The sequence below is a fragment of the Chryseobacterium sp. FR054 genome (assembly GCF_056844565.1).
Genome location: NZ_JBXDSA010000004.1, coordinates 537,650 through 557,077, shown reverse-complemented (window position 1 = coordinate 557,077; position 19,428 = coordinate 537,650). Strand labels below are relative to the sequence as shown.

11 protein-coding genes are annotated in these 19,428 nt (G+C 41.1%); 1 reads left to right on the top strand and 10 read right to left on the bottom strand.

The window, feature by feature from the left end; translation table 11 throughout:
- Positions 1 to 140: 140 nt before the first annotated feature.
- The 8 genes from AC106S_RS18740 to tsf all read right to left on the bottom strand — a co-directional run bounded on the left by AC106S_RS18740 (position 141) and on the right by tsf (position 15,878).
- Positions 141 to 3,527: a T9SS type B sorting domain-containing protein gene (locus tag AC106S_RS18740; RefSeq protein WP_482441196.1), complete on the bottom strand. Its 3,387-nt coding sequence runs from the start codon at positions 3,525 to 3,527 to the stop codon at positions 141 to 143.
- A gap of 112 nt (positions 3,528 to 3,639) precedes the next feature.
- Positions 3,640 to 6,534 carry a T9SS type B sorting domain-containing protein gene (locus AC106S_RS18735; protein WP_482441195.1) on the bottom strand — a complete coding sequence of 965 codons (2,895 nt, stop codon included), beginning with the start codon at positions 6,532 to 6,534 and terminating at the stop codon, positions 3,640 to 3,642.
- Between the two features lie 324 nt (positions 6,535 to 6,858).
- Positions 6,859 to 9,759: a T9SS type B sorting domain-containing protein gene (locus tag AC106S_RS18730; RefSeq protein ID WP_482441194.1), complete on the bottom strand. Its 2,901-nt coding sequence runs from the start codon at positions 9,757 to 9,759 to the stop codon at positions 6,859 to 6,861.
- Positions 9,760 to 9,840: 81 nt separating this feature from the next.
- On the bottom strand, positions 9,841 to 13,176 hold the full coding sequence (locus AC106S_RS18725; RefSeq protein WP_482441193.1) for a T9SS type B sorting domain-containing protein: 3,336 nt from the start codon (positions 13,174 to 13,176) through the stop codon (positions 9,841 to 9,843).
- Positions 13,177 to 13,403: 227 nt separating this feature from the next.
- The gene (locus AC106S_RS18720; protein ID WP_482441192.1) at positions 13,404 to 13,859 is read right to left on the bottom strand and encodes a hypothetical protein; all 456 of its coding nucleotides are present in this window, start codon (positions 13,857 to 13,859) and stop codon (positions 13,404 to 13,406) included.
- A gap of 55 nt (positions 13,860 to 13,914) precedes the next feature.
- A complete protein-coding gene (locus AC106S_RS18715; RefSeq protein WP_482441191.1) occupies positions 13,915 to 14,343 on the bottom strand; it encodes a hypothetical protein in 429 nt (142 codons plus the stop codon).
- Between the two features lie 22 nt (positions 14,344 to 14,365).
- Positions 14,366 to 14,860: a hypothetical protein gene (locus AC106S_RS18710; RefSeq protein WP_482441190.1), complete on the bottom strand. Its 495-nt coding sequence runs from the start codon at positions 14,858 to 14,860 to the stop codon at positions 14,366 to 14,368.
- Between the two features lie 190 nt (positions 14,861 to 15,050).
- On the bottom strand, positions 15,051 to 15,878 hold the full coding sequence (tsf, locus tag AC106S_RS18705) for a translation elongation factor Ts (protein WP_482441189.1): 828 nt from the start codon (positions 15,876 to 15,878) through the stop codon (positions 15,051 to 15,053).
- Between the two features lie 144 nt (positions 15,879 to 16,022).
- On the opposite strand from tsf, the gene AC106S_RS18700 reads away from it, so the two are divergent.
- On the top strand, positions 16,023 to 16,733 hold the full coding sequence (locus tag AC106S_RS18700) for a DUF6759 domain-containing protein (RefSeq protein WP_482441188.1): 711 nt from the start codon (positions 16,023 to 16,025) through the stop codon (positions 16,731 to 16,733).
- Between the two features lie 69 nt (positions 16,734 to 16,802).
- On the opposite strand, the gene AC106S_RS18695 is transcribed toward AC106S_RS18700, so the two are convergent.
- Positions 16,803 to 17,759 carry an acetyl-CoA carboxylase carboxyltransferase subunit alpha gene (locus AC106S_RS18695; RefSeq protein WP_482441187.1) on the bottom strand — a complete coding sequence of 319 codons (957 nt, stop codon included), beginning with the start codon at positions 17,757 to 17,759 and terminating at the stop codon, positions 16,803 to 16,805.
- A gap of 48 nt (positions 17,760 to 17,807) precedes the next feature.
- Positions 17,808 to 19,319 carry a glutamate--tRNA ligase gene (gene gltX / locus AC106S_RS18690; protein WP_482441186.1) on the bottom strand — a complete coding sequence of 504 codons (1,512 nt, stop codon included), beginning with the start codon at positions 19,317 to 19,319 and terminating at the stop codon, positions 17,808 to 17,810.
- Positions 19,320 to 19,428 lie beyond the last annotated feature (109 nt).

Sequence of the window (19,428 nt, the reverse complement as noted above, 5' to 3'; positions counted from 1 at the left end):
TAACAGTTAGCGGATTTTGATCTGATACAGGAAAATTATGAATTCAAATATAAAAGATGAAGACCGGAAAAAGAACGTTAAAATTTAATCCGACAACTTTTTTTTCCGGCCGGCTCACCTTATTTTATATCAGATACCTGTTATTTATGTTTTACTAAAAGCCAGCTTGAATATTTTACAGAAATTGAAGAGCCAAATTCTGTCCAGCTGATGAAATACCAGTATGTAGCGGTAGGCACGGGTCTTCCTCCCATTTTTCCATCCCAGATGTACCGGTTGCTGGGGGTTCCTCTGAAGATCTCTGCTCCATATCGGTCAAAGATTCTGAATTCAAGATTGTCATTGGCCATTAGGGCCGAATAGTCAATCTGGTCATTATGGCCGTCATAGTTCGGTGTGATGGTATTGATCAGGTTGATGAGGGCAAACTCTTTTTTTACTTCTGCACAGAAATTAGAATCTTTTACAAAAACCGTGTGATTGCCTCTCGGTACATTATTGAAGACATTTGAACTCTGCCAGCTGACTCCATCCAGGGAATACTGATAAGGGGGAGTACCGCCGTTTACTCCTACTGTAACGGTAGACCCGTTGATTTCAATAGAAGTAATCACAGGAAGAGGAGATTCTGATACCGTAACATACTGACGGTAAACACAGCCATTAAAACCAAGATCCACCCAATAGCTTCCCGCAGTAACATTGGTAATGGAAGGTGAGGTAGCTCCTGTACTCCACAGATAGCTGTCAAATCCAGGCCCTGCATCCAGGGTAGTGGTGGCTTTAGGACAGATAATCTGATCTTTCAGAATATCCGATTTCTTAGACACTTTAAGCGTAATCCTGATTGAGCCTACCTCCGGACAGACCCCGTTCTTTTCAAACCGGATATAATACGTCTGTGCCGCTGTGGTAATGTTTACCGAAGGGGCTATCGGGGAAGTATTATTCTGTGCATCAGCTAAAGTGGCATAGAAAGTATAGGTAACCCCCGGATCTGTTGTAAAGGACGGAATAAGCGAAGCTAAACTGATTGCTTTTACGCCATCCAGATCGTCATCACAGATCGTAACGGATGCAGCATTTGTAATCAACGGGACCTTTGCTCCGATACTGAATTTTAAAGGCTTAATTACTGCGGCACATCCGTCGGGAGAGTCTACTCTGATATAAATTGTAGTCGCGGCGGTATAGCTCCAGTTATTGGGAAGGGTATTGTTGTTTCCGGCATTGGCATCAGCAGGCAGGGCATAGTATCTTACGTTGGTAAAATAAGCCGGGTTATTCAATACAATGGCGGTAATGCTGGATAAGTTGATATTTACTGTCCCGTCGAAATTATCATCACAGAATACACCGTTATAATTATCCTGTACAATAGCCAGGTTGTATAAAGAAAGGGTGATCTGTGCTATATTTTTACATCCGATCGTATTTTTTACAACGGCGTATACGATAGTTCCGTTCGGTGCAGTATAGGTGTTGGGGGCTGTAATAAGTGCTGCGGCATTTTCTGTCTGCGCATCAGTAAGAGTTGGGTAATAGGTAATGGTAACCGGAGAGTTGTTGGTCACATTGGCTGTGCCCAGATTAAATGTTCCCTGTCCGTTGATATTACAGGCCCTGAGTGTTGCATTACTTACCGTCAGCGATTGTGCATTCACGGTTACCGTTACTGTTTCACAATCCGTAAAGACAGGATCGTTACCACAGAATGTATAGGTAAAAGTATCTGTTCCGGAAGTTCCCGGTGTATAGGTGATAACGCCGGTTGTCGGGTTAATGGCTGCAGTACCCAGTGTAGGAGGAGAAACAATTGCAATTGTGGAGATTACGGGAGTTTGTCCTGAGCTGCTGAATGCAGGGGTTATCGTCTGTGAGGTGCACACATTATAGGTGGCGGTACTCAGTTTTGTACAGTTCTGTACTTTAAACTGTTCCGTAACAAGAGGAGCACAGCTTCCCATCGTAACAGAGCAGGTGTAATATCCTGATTGTGTGGGGTTAATAGATGATCCGGTGGCACCGGGGATAATATTGCCATTAACGTACCATTGATAGGAGTCATAAACAATAGGGTCTACTGTCAGTACAATACCGGGAGCACAGTCGCCTCCTGATTTTAGGATGACCGGCTGTGTAGGAAAGCCTGCAAAAAATCCTCCGTATCCGACGGCGTCACTGCCGGCGGTAATTCCGGCGGTAATAGCCTTGTCCGAGACAATGGTAATATTCCCTGAAACATTGGGAATACCGTAAGTAACCCAGTTAGTGGTTCCTGTCATATTGAACGGACCTGTTGTTGCCGGAGGAATTCCTCCGTTTACCGTAACAGTAGCTCCTCTTTCAGTAATAAGATTCAGCTTGGTGGGAATATTCAGAATACCTAAAGGATTGTTGTTGGAAAGGACGTAATTTTCGTTGATAAGGCCCAGTTCGTTGATCTGTTTCGGAAGGTAGCAGTTCAGGGCGGGAATAAAATTGAAACCTCCGGTGGCTACTTCATTTCCGGCAGTAGTGTCCCCGGCAAGAATCTGGTATACATAAGCATTTTTGGACGTTCTGATATAGAGGTTGTAATGATTATTCCCCTGGTTCTGGTATTTGGTATCGGGAATAACAAAATATTGTCCTGTATTCAGAGTGGCAACAGGCGGAATTTCATTATTGACATATATTAAAGTGTTGTCTTCAGTAGCCACAATAATGGCCCCTTCCATATTTGCTCCTATACTGCCGTTTCCTTTTACCAGGGCAAATTCGCTTCCCAGTCTTTCAACGGGCACCGCCTGATCCATTAAAATATCAGAACTGGTGGTAATATTTCCTGCATATTGGCCGTTAAAGTTTCCGTTGGTAACATTCACGGGTTTGTTAGCTGTAATTTTAGCTCCTATGAATCCATCTGTATTCACGGTCCCTATACCGTCCATAATATACGACTGTCCTTTATTCAGGGTGATATTCATGGTGGGGTTGCTTGTGCCTGTGGTTCCGTTTGAGAACTGTACAGAGGGCTTGTATCCGCTTACTGTAACCGTAGTATTGTCCTCTGTGGCCAGAATACTGGCCATAAAATTCAGGATAAGACTTGGGGCAGCTATGGGGGCAGTGGTTACATAAAAGTTTTTTCCTGTGGAAGGAATTCCTTTTGAGGTGATGATTTCCGCGTGATTATATACTGAGAATCTTAAATTGACATAAAAGGGAAACTCTGCTTTCAGATAAAGTCCCTTTGAAGTAGGAGTAAACAGATCCGCCTGCTGAGTGCTGATAATATAGGATCTTAATACGTCAAATTTCTGAGGATTATTTTTGCTTATATTGACGGTGCCTATCAGGTTATTGTTGTTGTAAATACTGACCGGAAAGGAAGTGGTTCTGTTGGTTGATAAATAGAGTTTCTGGAACTGATCAGGATTTCCGGTTCTGTCGATCATAGGGGCAAACCAATGCTCCCTGTCCAGTTGGCCAAAAACAGAGGTGAAAATATAAAATATAAATAAAAAAGATAGAATTTTCTTCATCCAGATTACAGGTTTATCACAAATTTAATAATAAAATATATTAATGCCTTGAAAAAGTAATAAAAAACCACGAATTTAAATTCGTGGTTTTTAAAGTTTTACTGTTTAAATGCTATTCTCTGTTTTTTACCAGGATCCAGCCTGTGTATTTTATGGCAGTCTGTTTATTATCAGACTCATTCCAGCCTATTTCATACCAGTAATTTCCGGTGGAAACCTTTGTGCTTCCGTCTAAGGTTCCGTTCCATTTATATCCGTTGGTGCTGTCTGCCTGGAATATTTTAGTCCCATACCGGTCAAAAATATTAAATACCAGGTTTTTCTTGCCTGCCAGCAAAGAATAATCGATACTGTCGTTGATGCCGTCTCCATTCGGAGTGATTACATTGATCAGATTAGGAATAGTAATTTCAATTTTAACTGGCTCACAGTTATAGCTGTCTTTAACATATACCCTGGCATTTCCCCTGGCTACATTGGTAAACACATTGGAATCCTGCCATTGAATGTTATCTGAAGAATACTGATAAGGAGGAGTTCCGCCTGATACATGAACGGTAACGGTGCTGTTGGAAATTTCAACCTGAGTCACTACCGGATGTTCTGATGCATATACTTTTACCGTCTGTTTGGTAATACAGTCTCCGGTCTTCAGTTTTACCCAATACGTTCCTACGCCCACATTTGAGATGGATGGTGTTGTAGCACCTGTGCTCCATTCATAGCCTGTAAATCCGGGACCTGCATCCAGTGTTGTTTTACCTTCAACACAGATGATCTTATCAGCAAGAATAGCTGACCGTACAGGAGGAAGAACAATAAGAGTGACTTCTGCAATAGTATAGCATCCTCTGGCATTGATCACTTTAATGTAAACCACCCCGTTTGGTGCAATATAATTAATAGGATCAAGGATCTCATTGGTTCCATTATGGGCATCCGTAGGGGAAGGGTAGTATTTTTTTGTGACGCCTGTCTGCGTGGTGACATTGGCGGTAGTAAGATTAAATGTAGCCGTAGCCGGATTTTGTTCTATAAAACAGGATCTCATTGTGAAACTGTTGACGACAGGACTCGAGGATACGGTTAATTTTAACGTTACTTCTTCGCAGTCTGTAAATTCAGGGTCATTTCCACAGAATTTATAAACGATGGTTTCAAGCCCCTGGAAATTATTATTGGGAGCATAGCTTATAACGCCTGTAACCGGGTCTATCGTTGCTGTACCGTTAGCAGGAGGAGTGACGATGGTTACAGATCCCGGAACGAAGGTCTGTGTAGAATGGGTAAAAGCAGGGACAATCTGTTTTACTCCGTTACACATGGTTTCATTTACGGTAGTCTGTGTGAGGCAGGTGTATACCTTATATACCGGTGTAGTAACCGGAGGGCAGGTGCCCACAGTTATTTTTACGGTATAGTTGCCGGATTGTACCGGGGTATATGAATTGGCTGTTGCCCCGGGGATGGGATTGTCGTTTCTGTACCACTGGTAAGTTTCAAAGCTGTCGTCCACTTCCAGAATAATTCCCGGAATACAGTCTCCGGATTGCTTGGCAATAACGGGAATAGAGGAAAAACCTGCAAAATACCCTCCATATCCTACGGCACCACTTCCACCGGCAATACCGGCAGTCACAGCTTTTGTAGAGGTTACGGTAACATTTCCTGTGATATTGGGTACAGAATAGGAAACCCAGTTATTGGTTCCGCTTACCGGATAAGGCCCCTGAGCTGCTGGAGGGGTATTTCCGTTCACCGTAACTGCCGCGCCGGCTTCTGTTAAAATATTTAATTTAACGGTATTGGTTGTAGGGGGAAGAATGTTGATCATCCCTATTTCATCAATTTTTCTGGGCAAAAAACAGTTGAGGGGCGGAATATAATTGAACCCGCCGGTAGCAGCCTGAGAATCATTGGCCACCCCTGCCAGTAGCTGATAGACGTACACATTTTTTGTCGTTCTGATGTACATATTGTAATGGTTGTTGCCCTGATTGATATAATTGGTATTCGATATTTCATTCACCCTGTAACTTTGTCCTTCATTAAGCGTGGCCGCCGGGGTCGTTGCATTATTGATGAATACCTGAGTATTGTTTTCAGTAGCAATGATAAGGGCATCTTCCATCCGTTCATTAATGTTGGCATTTCCTTTTACTATTACAAACTCATTTCCTAATCGGTCTACGGGAACAGACTGGTCCATGATAATATCCGTTCCGAAGCCCAGAAAAGAGCTGGTGGAAAGAGAAAACTGGCCGTTAAAATTTCCATTGGTAACCGAAACAGGTTTGTCTGCCACGATTTTGGCACCGATGAATCCTTTACGGTTCTGTACTATTTCGCCATCTCCTTCAATAATATATGACTGGCCTTTGTTCAGTATAAAAGTTATAGAGGGGTTGGTAGTTCCGGTGGTATTGTTGGAAAATCTTACATCAGGGGAATATCCGGAAACGGTAACAGTTGTATTATCTTCTGTGGCCAGAATTCCGGTGGTAAAGTTTATTCCGCTTGAGTTGGATTGGGTTATCGGGGAGGTTGCAACATAAAACAGTCTGCCTATTCCGGCTTTTCCTTTGGACGTTAATATTTCAGCATGATTCAGTGACGAAAATCTGAACGTAACAAAGTAGGGCTTGCTGCCTTTGGTATACAGCCCCATTCTGACAGGCTTGAATAAATCTGCCTGGGAAGTGGTCATCATATTCTGAAAAGGAACATTGAAGACCTGTGGATTCCCTTTGCTCACATTAACGGTACCAATAAGAACATTATTGCTGTATATTTCAACAGGAAAAGGTGTGGTAGAGTCTGTGGAAAAATATAAACCCTGCTGCTCGGCGGCATTGGTGTTTCTTTTCATCATCGGTGCAAACCAATGCTCTGTATCTCTCTGAGCATATACCATATCTAAGGCAAACAGCATCAGAAGGAAAAAGGTGAGTTTTTGAAAAAGCAAAAGAAAAATCTGCTTTTTACAAGGAAGTAGTTTTTTTACCATATTTAGAATTTTTTATAAATAATTTTCATTTTATTAGATCACAAAAAGACAGTAATGAAATGATGACTCAGACAAAGCATTTCATGATATAAGTTTTTTTTAGCTTTAATGAGAAAATAATGAGATAGGGAAAAATAATATTTTGATAAAAAATAGCAATCTGCTAATAAATATGTTTGTTTTCATCAGAGTAAGGTTAAGTTTTTTACAAATATATCATAATTAATGATCGATTTTTAGGAAATGTTTAAAATGTTTGAATTTTGTTAATAAAAAAACCACGATATATAATCGTGGTTTAAATATTCATATTAAATAATGAGTTTATTCTATATTTTTAACTAAGACCCATCCTGTATATTTAATCGGAGTTTTTTCTTTGTTAGATTCATTCCAATTGATGTGATACCAGTAGGTTCCGGTGAGTATTTTTTTGTCAAAATGTTTTCCGTCCCATTTGTAGTTATTAAACTTATCTCCGGTGAAAACCTTGTTTCCGTATCGGTCGTAAATCATGAAAGAAAGATTTTCTTTATAAGACAGTTCACTATAATCGATGTAATCATTTTTATTATCACCGTTTGGAGTAATGGCATTGATCAGGTTCGGAACGGTAACTTCCACAGAAGTAGGATTACAGTTGTAAGCATCTTTCACATAGAATGTATGCTGACCTCTGGTCATTCCCGTAAATACGTTGGAATCCTGCCAGTTGGTAGGTGTGTCTACCGCATATTTATATGGTGCTTTTCCTCCGTTTGCTATTACTGTAACCGTGGTATTTGAAATTTCAATCTTGGAAATCACAGGATCTTCAGCTTTTCTTACTCTTACCACCTGTGTTAGGAAGCATCCGTTTTTCTTCAGTATTACGGAATATTCTCCAACACCAACCCCCTGAATAGAGGAAGTTGTTGCTCCGGTATTCCACAGGTAGGATTCATATCCGGGACCTGCATCCAGATTGGTTCTGCTGTCGATACAAATATACTGATCTACCAGTAAAGGTGATTTTCTGATAGGAAGCGGAGTAAGCGTAATTTTTGAAACAGCCATACATCCTTCAACAGTTGTTACCTTAACGAAAACAACACCTCCGGTAGCAGGGAAATTTTCAGGAGTGGTAATTTCATTGGTTCCTGCATTAAGATCAGCCATTGTACGGTAATACTTTTTAATGGCTAACGCATAATCTGTAATATTGGCTTTCGTAAGATCAAAATAGGCATAAGGGGCTACATCATACCAACAGGCCGTAATCTCTGCATCTTTTACTACGAAAGGAACTACGGTAAGGTTTAAAGTGATCTGTTCACAATCTGTAAATTCAGCATCGTTGCCACAGAATTTATAGACAATTTTATCCGAACCGTTGAAATTGGCTGTGGGAGTGTAGGTAATTGTTCCGTTAGGATTAACGACTGCCGTCCCATTGGTAGGCGGTGTAATGATCACTACGGTACCCGGCACCGGAGTCTGTGATGAAGATGTAAATGCTGGAGTAATTACTTTGGCTGCACAGATATTAAGAGCCTGAGTCGTTTCTTTTAAGCAGCTGAATACTTTATAAACAGCAGTGGTAAGAGGTGGGCAGGTTCCCATGCTTACTCTTACAGTATAGTTTCCTGAAAGGGTAGGAGCATATACGTTGGTGGTTGCCCCCACAATGATATTTCCGTTTCTGAACCACTGATACCCTTCATAGCTGTCATCCACTTCCAGGATAATCCCCGGAGCACATTCTCCGGAACGCTTTGTAATGACAGGAATTGAAGAGAAACCGGCAAAATAACCGCCATATCCAACGGCTCCACTTCCTGCGGCAATCCCTGCGGTAACGGCTTTTGTTGAGGTAACGGTAACGTTTCCGGTAACATTAGGTATAGAGTAGGACACCCACGCGGTAGTTCCGGCTACGGGAAAAGGTCCCTGTGCTGCGGTAGGAGTGGTAGGCGGTGCTCCGTTGGCCGTAACGGTAACGGTAGCTCCTGTTTCGGTAAGAATATTTAATTTTACATTTTTGGCTCCACTGTTGATGGTTTCCGGAAGTTCTTCTATTTTTCCTATTTCATCAATCCTTCTCGGAAGGAAACAGTTCAGTGGCGGAATATAGTTGAATCCAACCGTAGGAACAGGGTTAACAGGAGCCCCTGCCAGCATCTGGTACACATATACATTTTTAGAAGTTTTAATGTGCATATTCAGATGTCCGCTTCCCTGGTCAATATAAGGATTAACAAATGTACCGTTGGGACCCTGGCCCGCTCTCATCCATTGTCCTTCGTTGAGGACCTGAACAGGAGAGCCTGATCCGTTCAGGTATACTTCTGTATTGTTTTCGGTAGCCACGATAAGAGCATCTTCTATCCCGTCCGTAGTACTTCCATTTCCTTTTACCATGATGAATTCATTTCCTAACCTGTTGACGGGCACGGACTGGTCCATTACGATATCTGAGGAAAGGGCTGTGGTAGCAGGAAGAGCAAACTGCCCGTTGAAGTTTCCATTGGTGACCGAAATAGGTTTGTTCGATTCTATTTTGGAACCGATAAATCCGGATGCGTTGGCAGCAGTGGTATTTGAGCTGTTCATCTGCCCTTCAATAATATAGGACTGTCCTTTATTGAGGGTGATATTCATGGTAGGAACAGTAGCTCCCGTAGTACCATTGGTAAACAGAACTCCCGCATTATATCCTGTAACGGTAACGGTTGTATTGTCTTCCGTAGCCATAATTCCGGTAGTGAAATTAAGGTACATCATCAGGCCTGATGAGGCAAGAATCGGAGCGGTTACAGCATAAAACTTGGTTCCGATACCGGCTTTACCTTTAGAGGTCAATATTTCCCCGTGGTTGGTTACACTGAATCTGTAGTTTGCAAAAAAAGGTTTGGTCCCTTTCACGTACAACCCCATGTTTACAGGCTTGAATAATTCCGTGGAATTTGAAGTGACCATTTTTGCGGTTTCTACATCATATGTTTTAGGATCCCCTTTACTGATCGTTCTTGTTGCCAGCAATTGGTAGCCTGTGGCATTCCGGCTGTATATTTCCACATCAAAAGGAGTGGTAGAATCCGTAGACAAATATAAAGCCTGTTTAGCCGATGAAAGCGCGCCTGATCTTGCTGCCATAGGAGCAAACCAGTGCTCGGTGTCCCTTTGTGCAAGAACCATATTTGCCGTCAGAAAAACCAATACTAAGCTGAGTAAAAATCTTTTCATATGTATGGAATTAGGATTTCTACAAAATTAAAATAATATTTCAAATAGCGTTAGTGAAATGTAAATAAAAGTTAATTTTTATTATCGATTTTTAATTAAAAGCCATCCGGAGTAAGAAACTGATAATTTAGTGTCCGGTTCCGTCCATCGTAATACATACCAGTAAGTTCCGGTTGGAATACTTCGCCCGCTCACTTTGCCGTCCCAGATGTAATTTTTATCTGCAGAGCGGTAAACAGAAGCTCCGTAACGGTCGGCAACCTCTATGCTTACATTTTCTTTTATTTTCAGCTCAGAATAATTAAGAACATCATTGATTCCGTCTCCGTTTGGAGTGATGGTATTCACAAGGTTGATTACCAGAAACTCTTTCGTAACAGGAAGACATCCGTCGGCTCCCAATACATATACCTTATGAATCCCTCTGGACAAGCCCGGGAAGACATTCGACGGCTGATAATTGATTCCGTCAAGGGAATACTGATAAGGAGGTGTACCTCCGGTTACATATACTGTTGCTGTTGACCCGGACATGTCTATTCTTGTAATAACAGGAGCCTGTGCGGTCGTTACGTTTACAGTCTGGCGGTATACACATCCGTTGAATCCAAGATCTACATAATAATTTCCAGGCCCCACTGCGATGGTTGGAGTGGTAGCCCCGGTACTCCACAGATAAGACGTGAATCCCGGGCCAGGATCAAGTACTACTCTTTCAGTAGAACACACTACCTGGTCATGCAGTCTTTCAGATTTTTTAGGCGTTTTTAAAGTCAGTTTAAGAGTACCGGTATTAGGACATCCTGTGGAACTCTGGAACCTTACATAGAAAGTATGTACGGAAGTAATATTCTGATTGGGCGAAATTGCTCCTGTACCTGCCTGTGCATTGGCCAATGTAGAATAGAATGACAGAATGACGTTAGGGTCCAGTGTAAATAAATTCTTATAGTCATTAAGATTTACAGATTCAGATCCGCTAAGGTCATTATCACAGATATCGGCAACTGCATTTGCGGTGATCAGCGGGATTTTGCCTCCTATTGTAAAATTAATCTGTCCGAAAGCAGAAGGGCAGTCGCTTACATTGGAAAATACCCTTACATATACCGTTGTATTGGCCGTGTACGTCCAGTTCGAAGGAAGATTGCTATTATTTCCTGCATTGGCATCTGCCTGGGTAAGGTAATATTTTACGGTGAAGTTGGCAGAATTGGCAACGATCTGTGGAGTTACGTTATTGAAATTTACATTGATAATTCCATCAAAATCATCATCACAGAAACTCGCATTGAAATTCGCTGTATTGATATTTGGAGAGAGGTTTTGCGTTAAAGTAATCTGTGCTGTTTTTGTACATCCGAAGGAAGAGGCAACATTTACATAGATTATTCCCGGCGGACCTGTATAGGTCGCTGGGCTGGCAATCTGCCCTGTTAAATTAGCATTGGTAAAATACGTTGCCGTAGTTCCTGCATCCGGGGAAACAACAGCTGTGGTAAGGTTATAGGTTCCGTTTCCGTTAGTTGCGGCACATGATGCCAGGGTGGCGTCCTGAGTCTGCAGAACATCTATATTGATATTGACTTTGAAATATTCAAAATCAGCAGGATTCCCATTCCCCTGAATGTAGTAAGTAAATGTATCTGTTGCATCAGCCGTGAGACCAGGGTTGGGTGTGTATGTAATCTGTCCGTTGGCAGGGTTTACAGATACCGTCCCGTTGGCAGGCTGTACAATGATGCTGGTCTGTGAAATATTAACAGGCTGTGTTGAGCTTGTAAATACCGGAGTAATCACTTTGGTATTACACGATCCTATATTATAGGTGGTTGTGGAGATCGGGGGACATAATGTATATTCATATTCATAAGTCATCCTGGATTCACAGTTGTTTTTTGTGATATAGCAGGTATAAGTTCCTGCTCCGTACAGTTCAGGATTGATGAAGTAGGTAGTGGCTCCGTTAATCGGATTCCCGTTAAAATACCATTGATAAGAATCATAGCTGCTGTCCACCTCAAGACGAACTCCCGTATAACAGTCGCCTGTTTTGGTAATCGCCGGAACAGAAGAGAATCCTGCAAAATAACCTCCGTATCCTACTGCACCGTCACCGGCTGCGATTCCTGCTGTTACAGGTTTGGTAGAAGTTACCGTTATATTATTGGAAACATTCTGAATAGAATAAGTTACCCAGTTTGGGTTTCCGGTAACAGGATAAGGACCGGTAGCGGCGGCAGGCGTGGCTCCGTTAAAGGTTACCGTTGCTCCTGTCTGGGTAATGATATTTAGCTTGGTGTCAAAATAATCGGTGCCAATTTTGTTGATGAAGCCAATTTCATTGATTTCTTTGGGAAGAAAGCAGCTTAACGGCGGGATAAAGTTCATTCCTCCGGTTGCGTAAACGGTACTTCCGGAAGTTCCTGCAAGAAGCTGATATACATACACATTATTGTTGGAGGAAATACTCATATTATTTCCTGTGGCACTGTAATTGGTTCCCGGAATGATGCGGTGTTCGCCGGCATTAAGAGTGTAGGTATTACCGGAATTTCCATTGACAGTAAGTACAGTACCGTCTACCGTTCCGATAACCAGGGCCGCTTCCATTCCGGAGGCAGCGGGTCCGTTTCCTTTTACCAGCACAAAATCTTTCCCCAGTCTTTCTACCGGAACAGCCTGATCCATCAGTACATCCACATTCGTGCTGTTTTGGGTAGTATAGATACTGTTAAAGTTTCCGTTTGTAACAGAAATGGGCTTGTTAGCCGTAATCTTTGCACCGATCAGACCTCTCAAATTGGCAGTGGAGAGTGTACTTTTAGCCTCAATGATATAAGATTTACCCTTATTCAGGGTAACTGTTCTTGAAGGAGCTGAAATTCCGTCAGAGAAAACAACCCCGGGATTATATCCGGATAATGTTACGGTTGTATTATCTTCTGTGGCAGTAATTCCTACCGTTGAATTCACATGGTCTTTTGCCGAAGTAACAGGAGCTGTTCCAACGAAAAAGTTTTTTCCGATACCCGCCAATCCTTTTGAGGTAATGATTTCAGCCTGGTTTGGAACTGTAAACCTGAAATTGGCAAAGAATTTTTTGTTTCCTTTTACATATAATCCCATAGAATTGGGCGTAAAAAGATTAGACAGGGTGGAAGCAATCATGTACTGATAAGGAACGGTTACCTGAACCGGATTTCCTTTGCTTACCTGTACTGTGGAAAATACAGTATTGTTGTTGTAAACCTGTACCTGGAAAGGAGTTGTTTCGTTGGTAGACAGGTATAAATAACACTTAGGAGTTCCCTGAAGAGAACTTGCGGACATTGGAGCAAACCAGTGCTCCGTATCTAATTGCGCATTAACTAATAAACAGAAAAATGTACAAAAAGCGAGTAGAAATTTTTTCATGCGTTACTATAAGGGCCGCAAATTTAAGCATTAATAATCAATTTTTTATAGAAAAAAATCAAACAATTGATCTTTATTATGGTATTGCTGAATATTTAAAATTTGCGTCATATTTTGTTAACACCAATAAATGATCTTTTTTATGCTTTACCCACTGTAATGCAGGAAGGTTCTTCCGGTTAATATATATCTGTTAAGCTGAAGGCCGGTAATACTCTTTCTTTTTTTTAACCTATTTTTTTCTTCAGTTTATCTATAACCGCTAAAAGTGATTTGCGGTTTTTGGCTGTATGGTAAAATGCGGGCAGTTTTTCCAGCAGCGTAAAGTGAGTACGATCTTTATGCTCCCGGAGACCGGCCGCAATGTAGTTTTCCAGATATTCCAGATGGCTGCCGTTATAAGCACAGAATATCCCTTCTTTAAAAGTGTGCTGCAGCCATAACTCTGCTCCGAAATAAACGTGGGCAGCTCTTATGCTGAGGGCTTTGGAGCCGGAAATACAGACTTCCATCGAAATGTCTTTATTATAGCCGCATTCAGGACAGTACAGTCTTGCTTTTCTCTGTTCCATGTCAGTTTTGGCAAATGCTTTATGTTCGCAAACGGGGCAGACTATCCAGACTTCATTGTAGAAATCGGAGGCTGTTTTATTCTGGTCGGCGAAACGGTTTTTCTCAGACATTTTCCTGTTAAATAATAGTTTTTAATGGATGTTGTTTGATATCGGATTTTGTTTTTTATAGCTCACTGACTTTTCCTCTGGCTGTGATTGTATAGGTTTTGATGTTCTCACCAGGTTTGTAATAGTGTATTTCCAGAGTGGAAAAAGTATCATAAGCTTTTTTTGTTCCGAGGTTTACATTTTGTTCTCCCATAATGGCCTTAAACCGGATACCTTTACTGCCTTTCTTTAATGTAACTTTAATATTTTTAACTACAAAATCAGAGGGGGCTTTTTCTAAAGCAGTAACATCAAACGTGCATACTGCTCCGGTATCATCAATATTTTTCTGAACACTGTATTTTTTTTCCACAGCATCGGAAAAACCTTCAGGCAGCTGAACATTCTGATGTATCAGAACCTCATTGTCCGGTGTTCCGGAAGGTTGGCAGGCAGTACATATAAGACCTAAAAACAGGACAGTAAAAAAGGAAATGGTTTTCATAATTTGTTTATTTGTTGGTTGTTCAGTCGTACCAGTAAAGAATTTTTATGGTGTAGCCGTCTTTTGCAAAAGCTTTCAACAGGGCTTTGCCAAGATATTCGTTGTTCCGGGTCTGCCTTATTCCTGTGAAGAACATATTTCCTGTGCTCTCATATCCCGGAATATCCCTGCTTTTTCCAATATAACGACGGGTAATCTTTACTGCATCCTGCCGGGTTTTGAATATCACATTAATATCCTTACCAACCCCTGTGATTTCAGACAGAAGGACTTCCTGCTTTTCTGTGTAATGAAAATTTCCTTTCATTTCGGTCTCCACAGACAAAATTCCATTATGGATACGATAAGGAGTAACGACGTTTAAGGTATCTTCAAAACGGCCGGAATTTGACTGCAGCTTCATGTCTTTCTTCAGATAAAGATTCAATGTTGACTCAATAAGGGATTTCTGGGCGGACAGGAAAGATCCGGCCAGAATAGACAGTATCAGAATATATCGGTGGAGAAGATATTTCATAGCTGACAGTTTACAGCAAAGCTACACCATAAGACCGACTAAAAAAATACCCCAAAAGAGGGAGATTCTATTTGAGGTCCGGAGCCAGATAAACCGGAACCTATCCGATTGATTATTTCAGCAGTATGGATATGAAAAGCCCCGGAAAGCAATAAGCTCCGGGGCATAATATTATTTTGAATCAGATAGATTAAGCTAAGCTTACTCTTACGAATCCTGTTACTTTAAGGTCTCCGTTTACAGATTTTACATAATCAGCAACTGAGATACTTCCGTCTTTAATGAAATCCTGGTGTACCAAAGTATTGTCTTTGTAGAATCTCTGCATTTTACCTTTTAAGATATTATCGATAATGTTTGCAGGCTTACCTTCTTCAGTAAGTTTGTGTCTTTCGATCTCTAATTCTCTGTCGATAGTTTCCTGAGATACCGCAGTTTCGTCCAAAGCGATTGGGTTCATAGCAGCAACCTGCATAGAAACAGCTTTAGCAGCTTCATCAGCTCCGTCTACTTTAGCAGAAAGTGAAGTGATAGCAGCGATTTTGTTTCCAGCGTGGATGTAAGCTCCCAGGTATGGTCCTTCGATTCTTTCGAAAGCTCCGATCTCGATTTTCTCACCGATTACACCGGTCTGCTCAACTAATTTCTCAGCAACAGTGATCCCGTGGAAATCCGTAGCTAAAAGCTCTTCTTTTGTAGCAGCGAAAATAGCCATTTCAGCTAGTTCGTAAGCAAGCTCGATGAATGCTTCGTTCTTGGCAACGAAGTCAGTTTCGCAGTTTAAAGAAATAACAGCACCTAAAGTGTTGTCTTCGTTTACTCTTGCGATTACAGCACCTTCAGTAGACTCTCTGTCTGCTCTGTTGGCAGCAACTTTCTGTCCTTTTTTTCTAAGGATATCTACCGCTTTTTCGAAGTCTCCTTCAGCTTCAACTAGAGCTTTTTTGCAGTCCATCATACCTGCACCTGTCTGGTTTCTTAATTTCGCTACGTCTGCAGCAACTGGTGTATAAGACATAATATCTATTATTTTTTTATTTAAGATTAGTATTAATTTTTAGCTTAATTTTAAAGCAGTGCAAAGATAATAATTTTAATGATAAACTAAAAAATGACTTTTCACGTTATTGATATATTTAATACTATTTTAAAGACTTGATTAATGAAAAAAATCTTTCTACTCATATTTCTATGCATTTTTGCATTAGGTTTTTCTCAAAAAAAGAAAAAAACGAAAACCAAAACAGTTGTAGAAAAAGAAACGGTGATCATCTATACGGAGCAGGAGGCTGAAACCTCAAAAGAGCCGAGAGTAATTGCCGGTTTCCTGAAACAGAATCCCGGACATGCCAGAACAGACTTTTTTAAAAGAAAACTGGTAGAGATCATTCTGGCAGATCATTCATCTTCAGAAACACAACCTGGCATCAGGCCTGTTGGAAGGTCGGCGGATATTGCTAAAAATACGGATACAAAGAGCGGAAAGACACTGGCTTCCAATACTTCTTCTCCTGCAAAACCTGAAAGAACCGTAAATTATGCTTCTGCAGGATCATTGAAAAGCACAGGTTCCAGTAAATCCGAACCTAGTGATGAAGCTAAAAGGACAGCAGCCATGCTTACCCATATATTTAATAATGACGCAGGAAAAAGTGAAGCTTATGTGAACATCAGAAATAAATCCGGCTGTCCGCTGGTATTGAAAATCAATGGTAAAAAATCGTACAGCCTGAGTGTTGCGGCCAAAAGCCAGAATTTTATCCTGATCGATAAGGGAGAATATGTATTGAGTACTGCCATTTGTGATGCCAGTTACAGTTCTTCAAAAAAGATTACCCAGGATATTGAACTGGTTTTGAATGTAGCAGAATAGAAATAAATTTAATAAGAAGGAAACTAAAGTAAAACCGGCTGAGAAATTTTTCTCAGCCGGTTTGTTTTTTTATCCTTTAAACTGTCCCATTGCAATGAATTTCTCCTGTCTCTGGGTTTCAAGCTCCTGTCCTGTGAATTTGGAAAAAGCTTTGATATTCTGTAAAATAGAATTTTTTAGATTTAAATAAGCGGTTTCCGGATCATAATGAGCACCTCCAAGCGGCTCTTCAATGATTCCGTCGATAAATTTCTCTCTTAAAGCATCTGCCGGAGTAAGGTTCAGGGCATTTGCCGCATCTTCCTTATGATCCCAGTTTCTCCACAAAATAGAGGAGCAGCTTTCCGGAGCAATTACGGTATACCACGTGTTTTCCAACATATATACTTTATTTCCAACACCAATTCCTAATGCACCGCCACTGGCTCCTTCTCCAATAATATAAGTGAAGATAGGGGTTTTAAGCTGTACCATTTCGAAAATATTTCGGGCAATAGCTTCTCCCTGACCTCTTTCTTCTGCTTCCAGTCCCGGGTAAGCTCCCGGAGTATCCACTAAAGTGATTACAGGGATGTTGAATTTTTCAGCAAGTTTCATCAGGCGTAATGCTTTTCTGTATCCTTCAGGATTGGGCATCCCGAATCTTCTGTGCTGTCTTTCTTTGGTTGTTCTTCCTTTCTGGGTTCCTATGATCATTACTTTCTGACCGTCAAGAGTAGCTAAACCGCCAACCATTGCAGGGTCATCAGCGAAATTTCTGTCTCCGTGAAGTTCTAGGAAGCTGCCTTTATCTGTCATTCCCTTGATATAGTCCAGTGCGTATGGACGATCCGGATGACGGGACAGCTGTACTCTTTGCCATGGAGTGAGGGTACTGTAGATTTCTTTTTTCTTTTCTAAAATCTTATCCTCAATCTGGCTGCATGCTAATTTTACATCAACACCACTTTCTTCTCCTACTAAAGAACAAGTCTGAAGTTGATCCATTAGTTCTTTGATAGGAAGTTCGAAACTTAAATATTCCATTTCTTGAAGTAAATTAAATCTTTCAAATTTATGAAAAATTATGAGAACCTATTTAAAATTATTGATAGCATTGTTTATTCTGGCGATACTTTCCTCTTTTCCAAGCGTTTCCAGAATGTCCGGAACATCCGGTCCCTTCAGTTCTCCCACTAAAGAAAGACGTAATGGCATCATCACTTTCCCCATTCCCAGGCCTTTACCTTCTGCAAAATCGTGAACAGTCTGTTTTAAAGTTTCCGCATTGAAGGTTTCCGTTCCGTTCAGTGTTTCAGCAAGATCTCCTAAAATAGCAGACGTTTCTTCATTCCACGCTTTTTTGGCTGCTTTTTCATCATAAGATACCGGAGCTTCAAAGAAAAACTTCCCGTTTTCGTAAATATCTTTAGGGAAAGTAGCTCTCTCTTTCATAAGGCCAATAACTTTCAGTAATTTCTCATCTGAAACACCGGACAGGTCAAGGTCTGTATTTTTTAAGATCTGAAGAAGCTCTTCATCAGATTTCATCTGCATATACTGGTGGTTGAACCATTCCGATTTTTCTTTACTGAATCTTGCCCCGGCTTTATGTACTTTATGAAGATCAAATTCTCTGCACATTTCATCCAGCGTAAGGATTTCCTTATCATCAGCAGGAGACCATCCCAGAAGGGCCACCATGTTGATGAAGGCATCCGGAAGATATCCGTTTTCCCTGTATCCTTTGGACACAATACCTGTTGCAGGATCTTTAAAATCCAGCGGGAATACCGGAAACCCGAATTTGTCACCGTCTCTCTTGCTTAATTTTCCTTTTCCTTCCGGTTTCAGGATCAAAGAAAGATGGGCAAACTGAGGTGCTTCCCAGTTCATTGCTTCATACAGCAGCGTGTGCAGACCAAGAGAAGGAAGCCATTCTTCACCACGGATGACGTGGGAAATTTCCATTTCATGATCATCTATGATGTTGGCAAAATGATAGGTAGGCATCCCGTCATTCTTTACCAGAACCTTATCGTCAAGGGTATTGGTATTTACAGAGAATTTTCCTCTGATGATATCTTCAAGATTAAGAATACGGTCTACGGGCATTTTGAAACGTACCACATACGGTGTTTTTTCAGCCAGCAATTTCTGAACTTCTTCTTCGGAAAGCGCAAGGCTGTTTCTCAGCCTGTTTCTTGTTTTATTGTCATAGGAGAAGACCTCGCCTTTTGCTTCATACTCTGCACGGATGGCATCCAGCTCCTCCGGAGTATCGAAGGCCAGATAAGCGTAATCCGTTTTCAGGATCTGTTCAGTATAACGGTCATAGATATCTCTTCTTTCAGATTGTCTGTAAGGGGCAAATTTTCCTCCTTTTTTAGGACTTTCATCAGGGATGATTCCGCACCATTCCAAAGCTTCTTCAATATATTCTTCAGCTCCTTCTACATATCTTGCCGTATCTGTATCTTCAATTCTCAATACAAATTCTCCGCCCTGGTTTTTGGCAAAAAGATAATCATATAATGCGGTTCTTACGCCTCCTAAATGCAAAGGTCCTGTTGGACTTGGAGCAAAACGTACTCTTACTTTCTCCATTTCAATTAAAATTTTGGTGCAAATTTACTTAAAATTATGCGTTTTTAAAGATGAATTATAAATTGATTCCCGGCTTTTTACGACTTGCAGGTATAAAAAAGATGAAGCT

Excerpts from the sequence above, each read along its gene's own strand:
- AC106S_RS18740 (WP_482441196.1), bottom strand. The coding sequence starts at position 3,527 with ATGAAGAAAATTCTATCTTTTTTATTTATATTTTATATTTTCACCTCT.
- AC106S_RS18725 (WP_482441193.1), bottom strand. The coding sequence starts at position 13,176 with ATGAAAAAATTTCTACTCGCTTTTTGTACATTTTTCTGTTTATTAGTT.
- AC106S_RS18710 (WP_482441190.1), bottom strand. The coding sequence starts at position 14,860 with ATGAAATATCTTCTCCACCGATATATTCTGATACTGTCTATTCTGGCC.
- AC106S_RS18715 (WP_482441191.1), bottom strand. The coding sequence starts at position 14,343 with ATGAAAACCATTTCCTTTTTTACTGTCCTGTTTTTAGGTCTTATATGT.
- tsf (WP_482441189.1), bottom strand. The coding sequence starts at position 15,878 with ATGTCTTATACACCAGTTGCTGCAGACGTAGCGAAATTAAGAAACCAG.
- AC106S_RS18700 (WP_482441188.1), top strand. The coding sequence starts at position 16,023 with ATGAAAAAAATCTTTCTACTCATATTTCTATGCATTTTTGCATTAGGT.
- gltX (WP_482441186.1), bottom strand. The coding sequence starts at position 19,319 with ATGGAGAAAGTAAGAGTACGTTTTGCTCCAAGTCCAACAGGACCTTTG.
- AC106S_RS18730 (WP_482441194.1), bottom strand. The coding sequence starts at position 9,759 with ATGAAAAGATTTTTACTCAGCTTAGTATTGGTTTTTCTGACGGCAAAT.
- AC106S_RS18720 (WP_482441192.1), bottom strand. The coding sequence starts at position 13,859 with ATGTCTGAGAAAAACCGTTTCGCCGACCAGAATAAAACAGCCTCCGAT.
- AC106S_RS18695 (WP_482441187.1), bottom strand. The coding sequence starts at position 17,759 with ATGGAATATTTAAGTTTCGAACTTCCTATCAAAGAACTAATGGATCAA.
- AC106S_RS18735 (WP_482441195.1), bottom strand. The coding sequence starts at position 6,534 with ATGGTAAAAAAACTACTTCCTTGTAAAAAGCAGATTTTTCTTTTGCTT.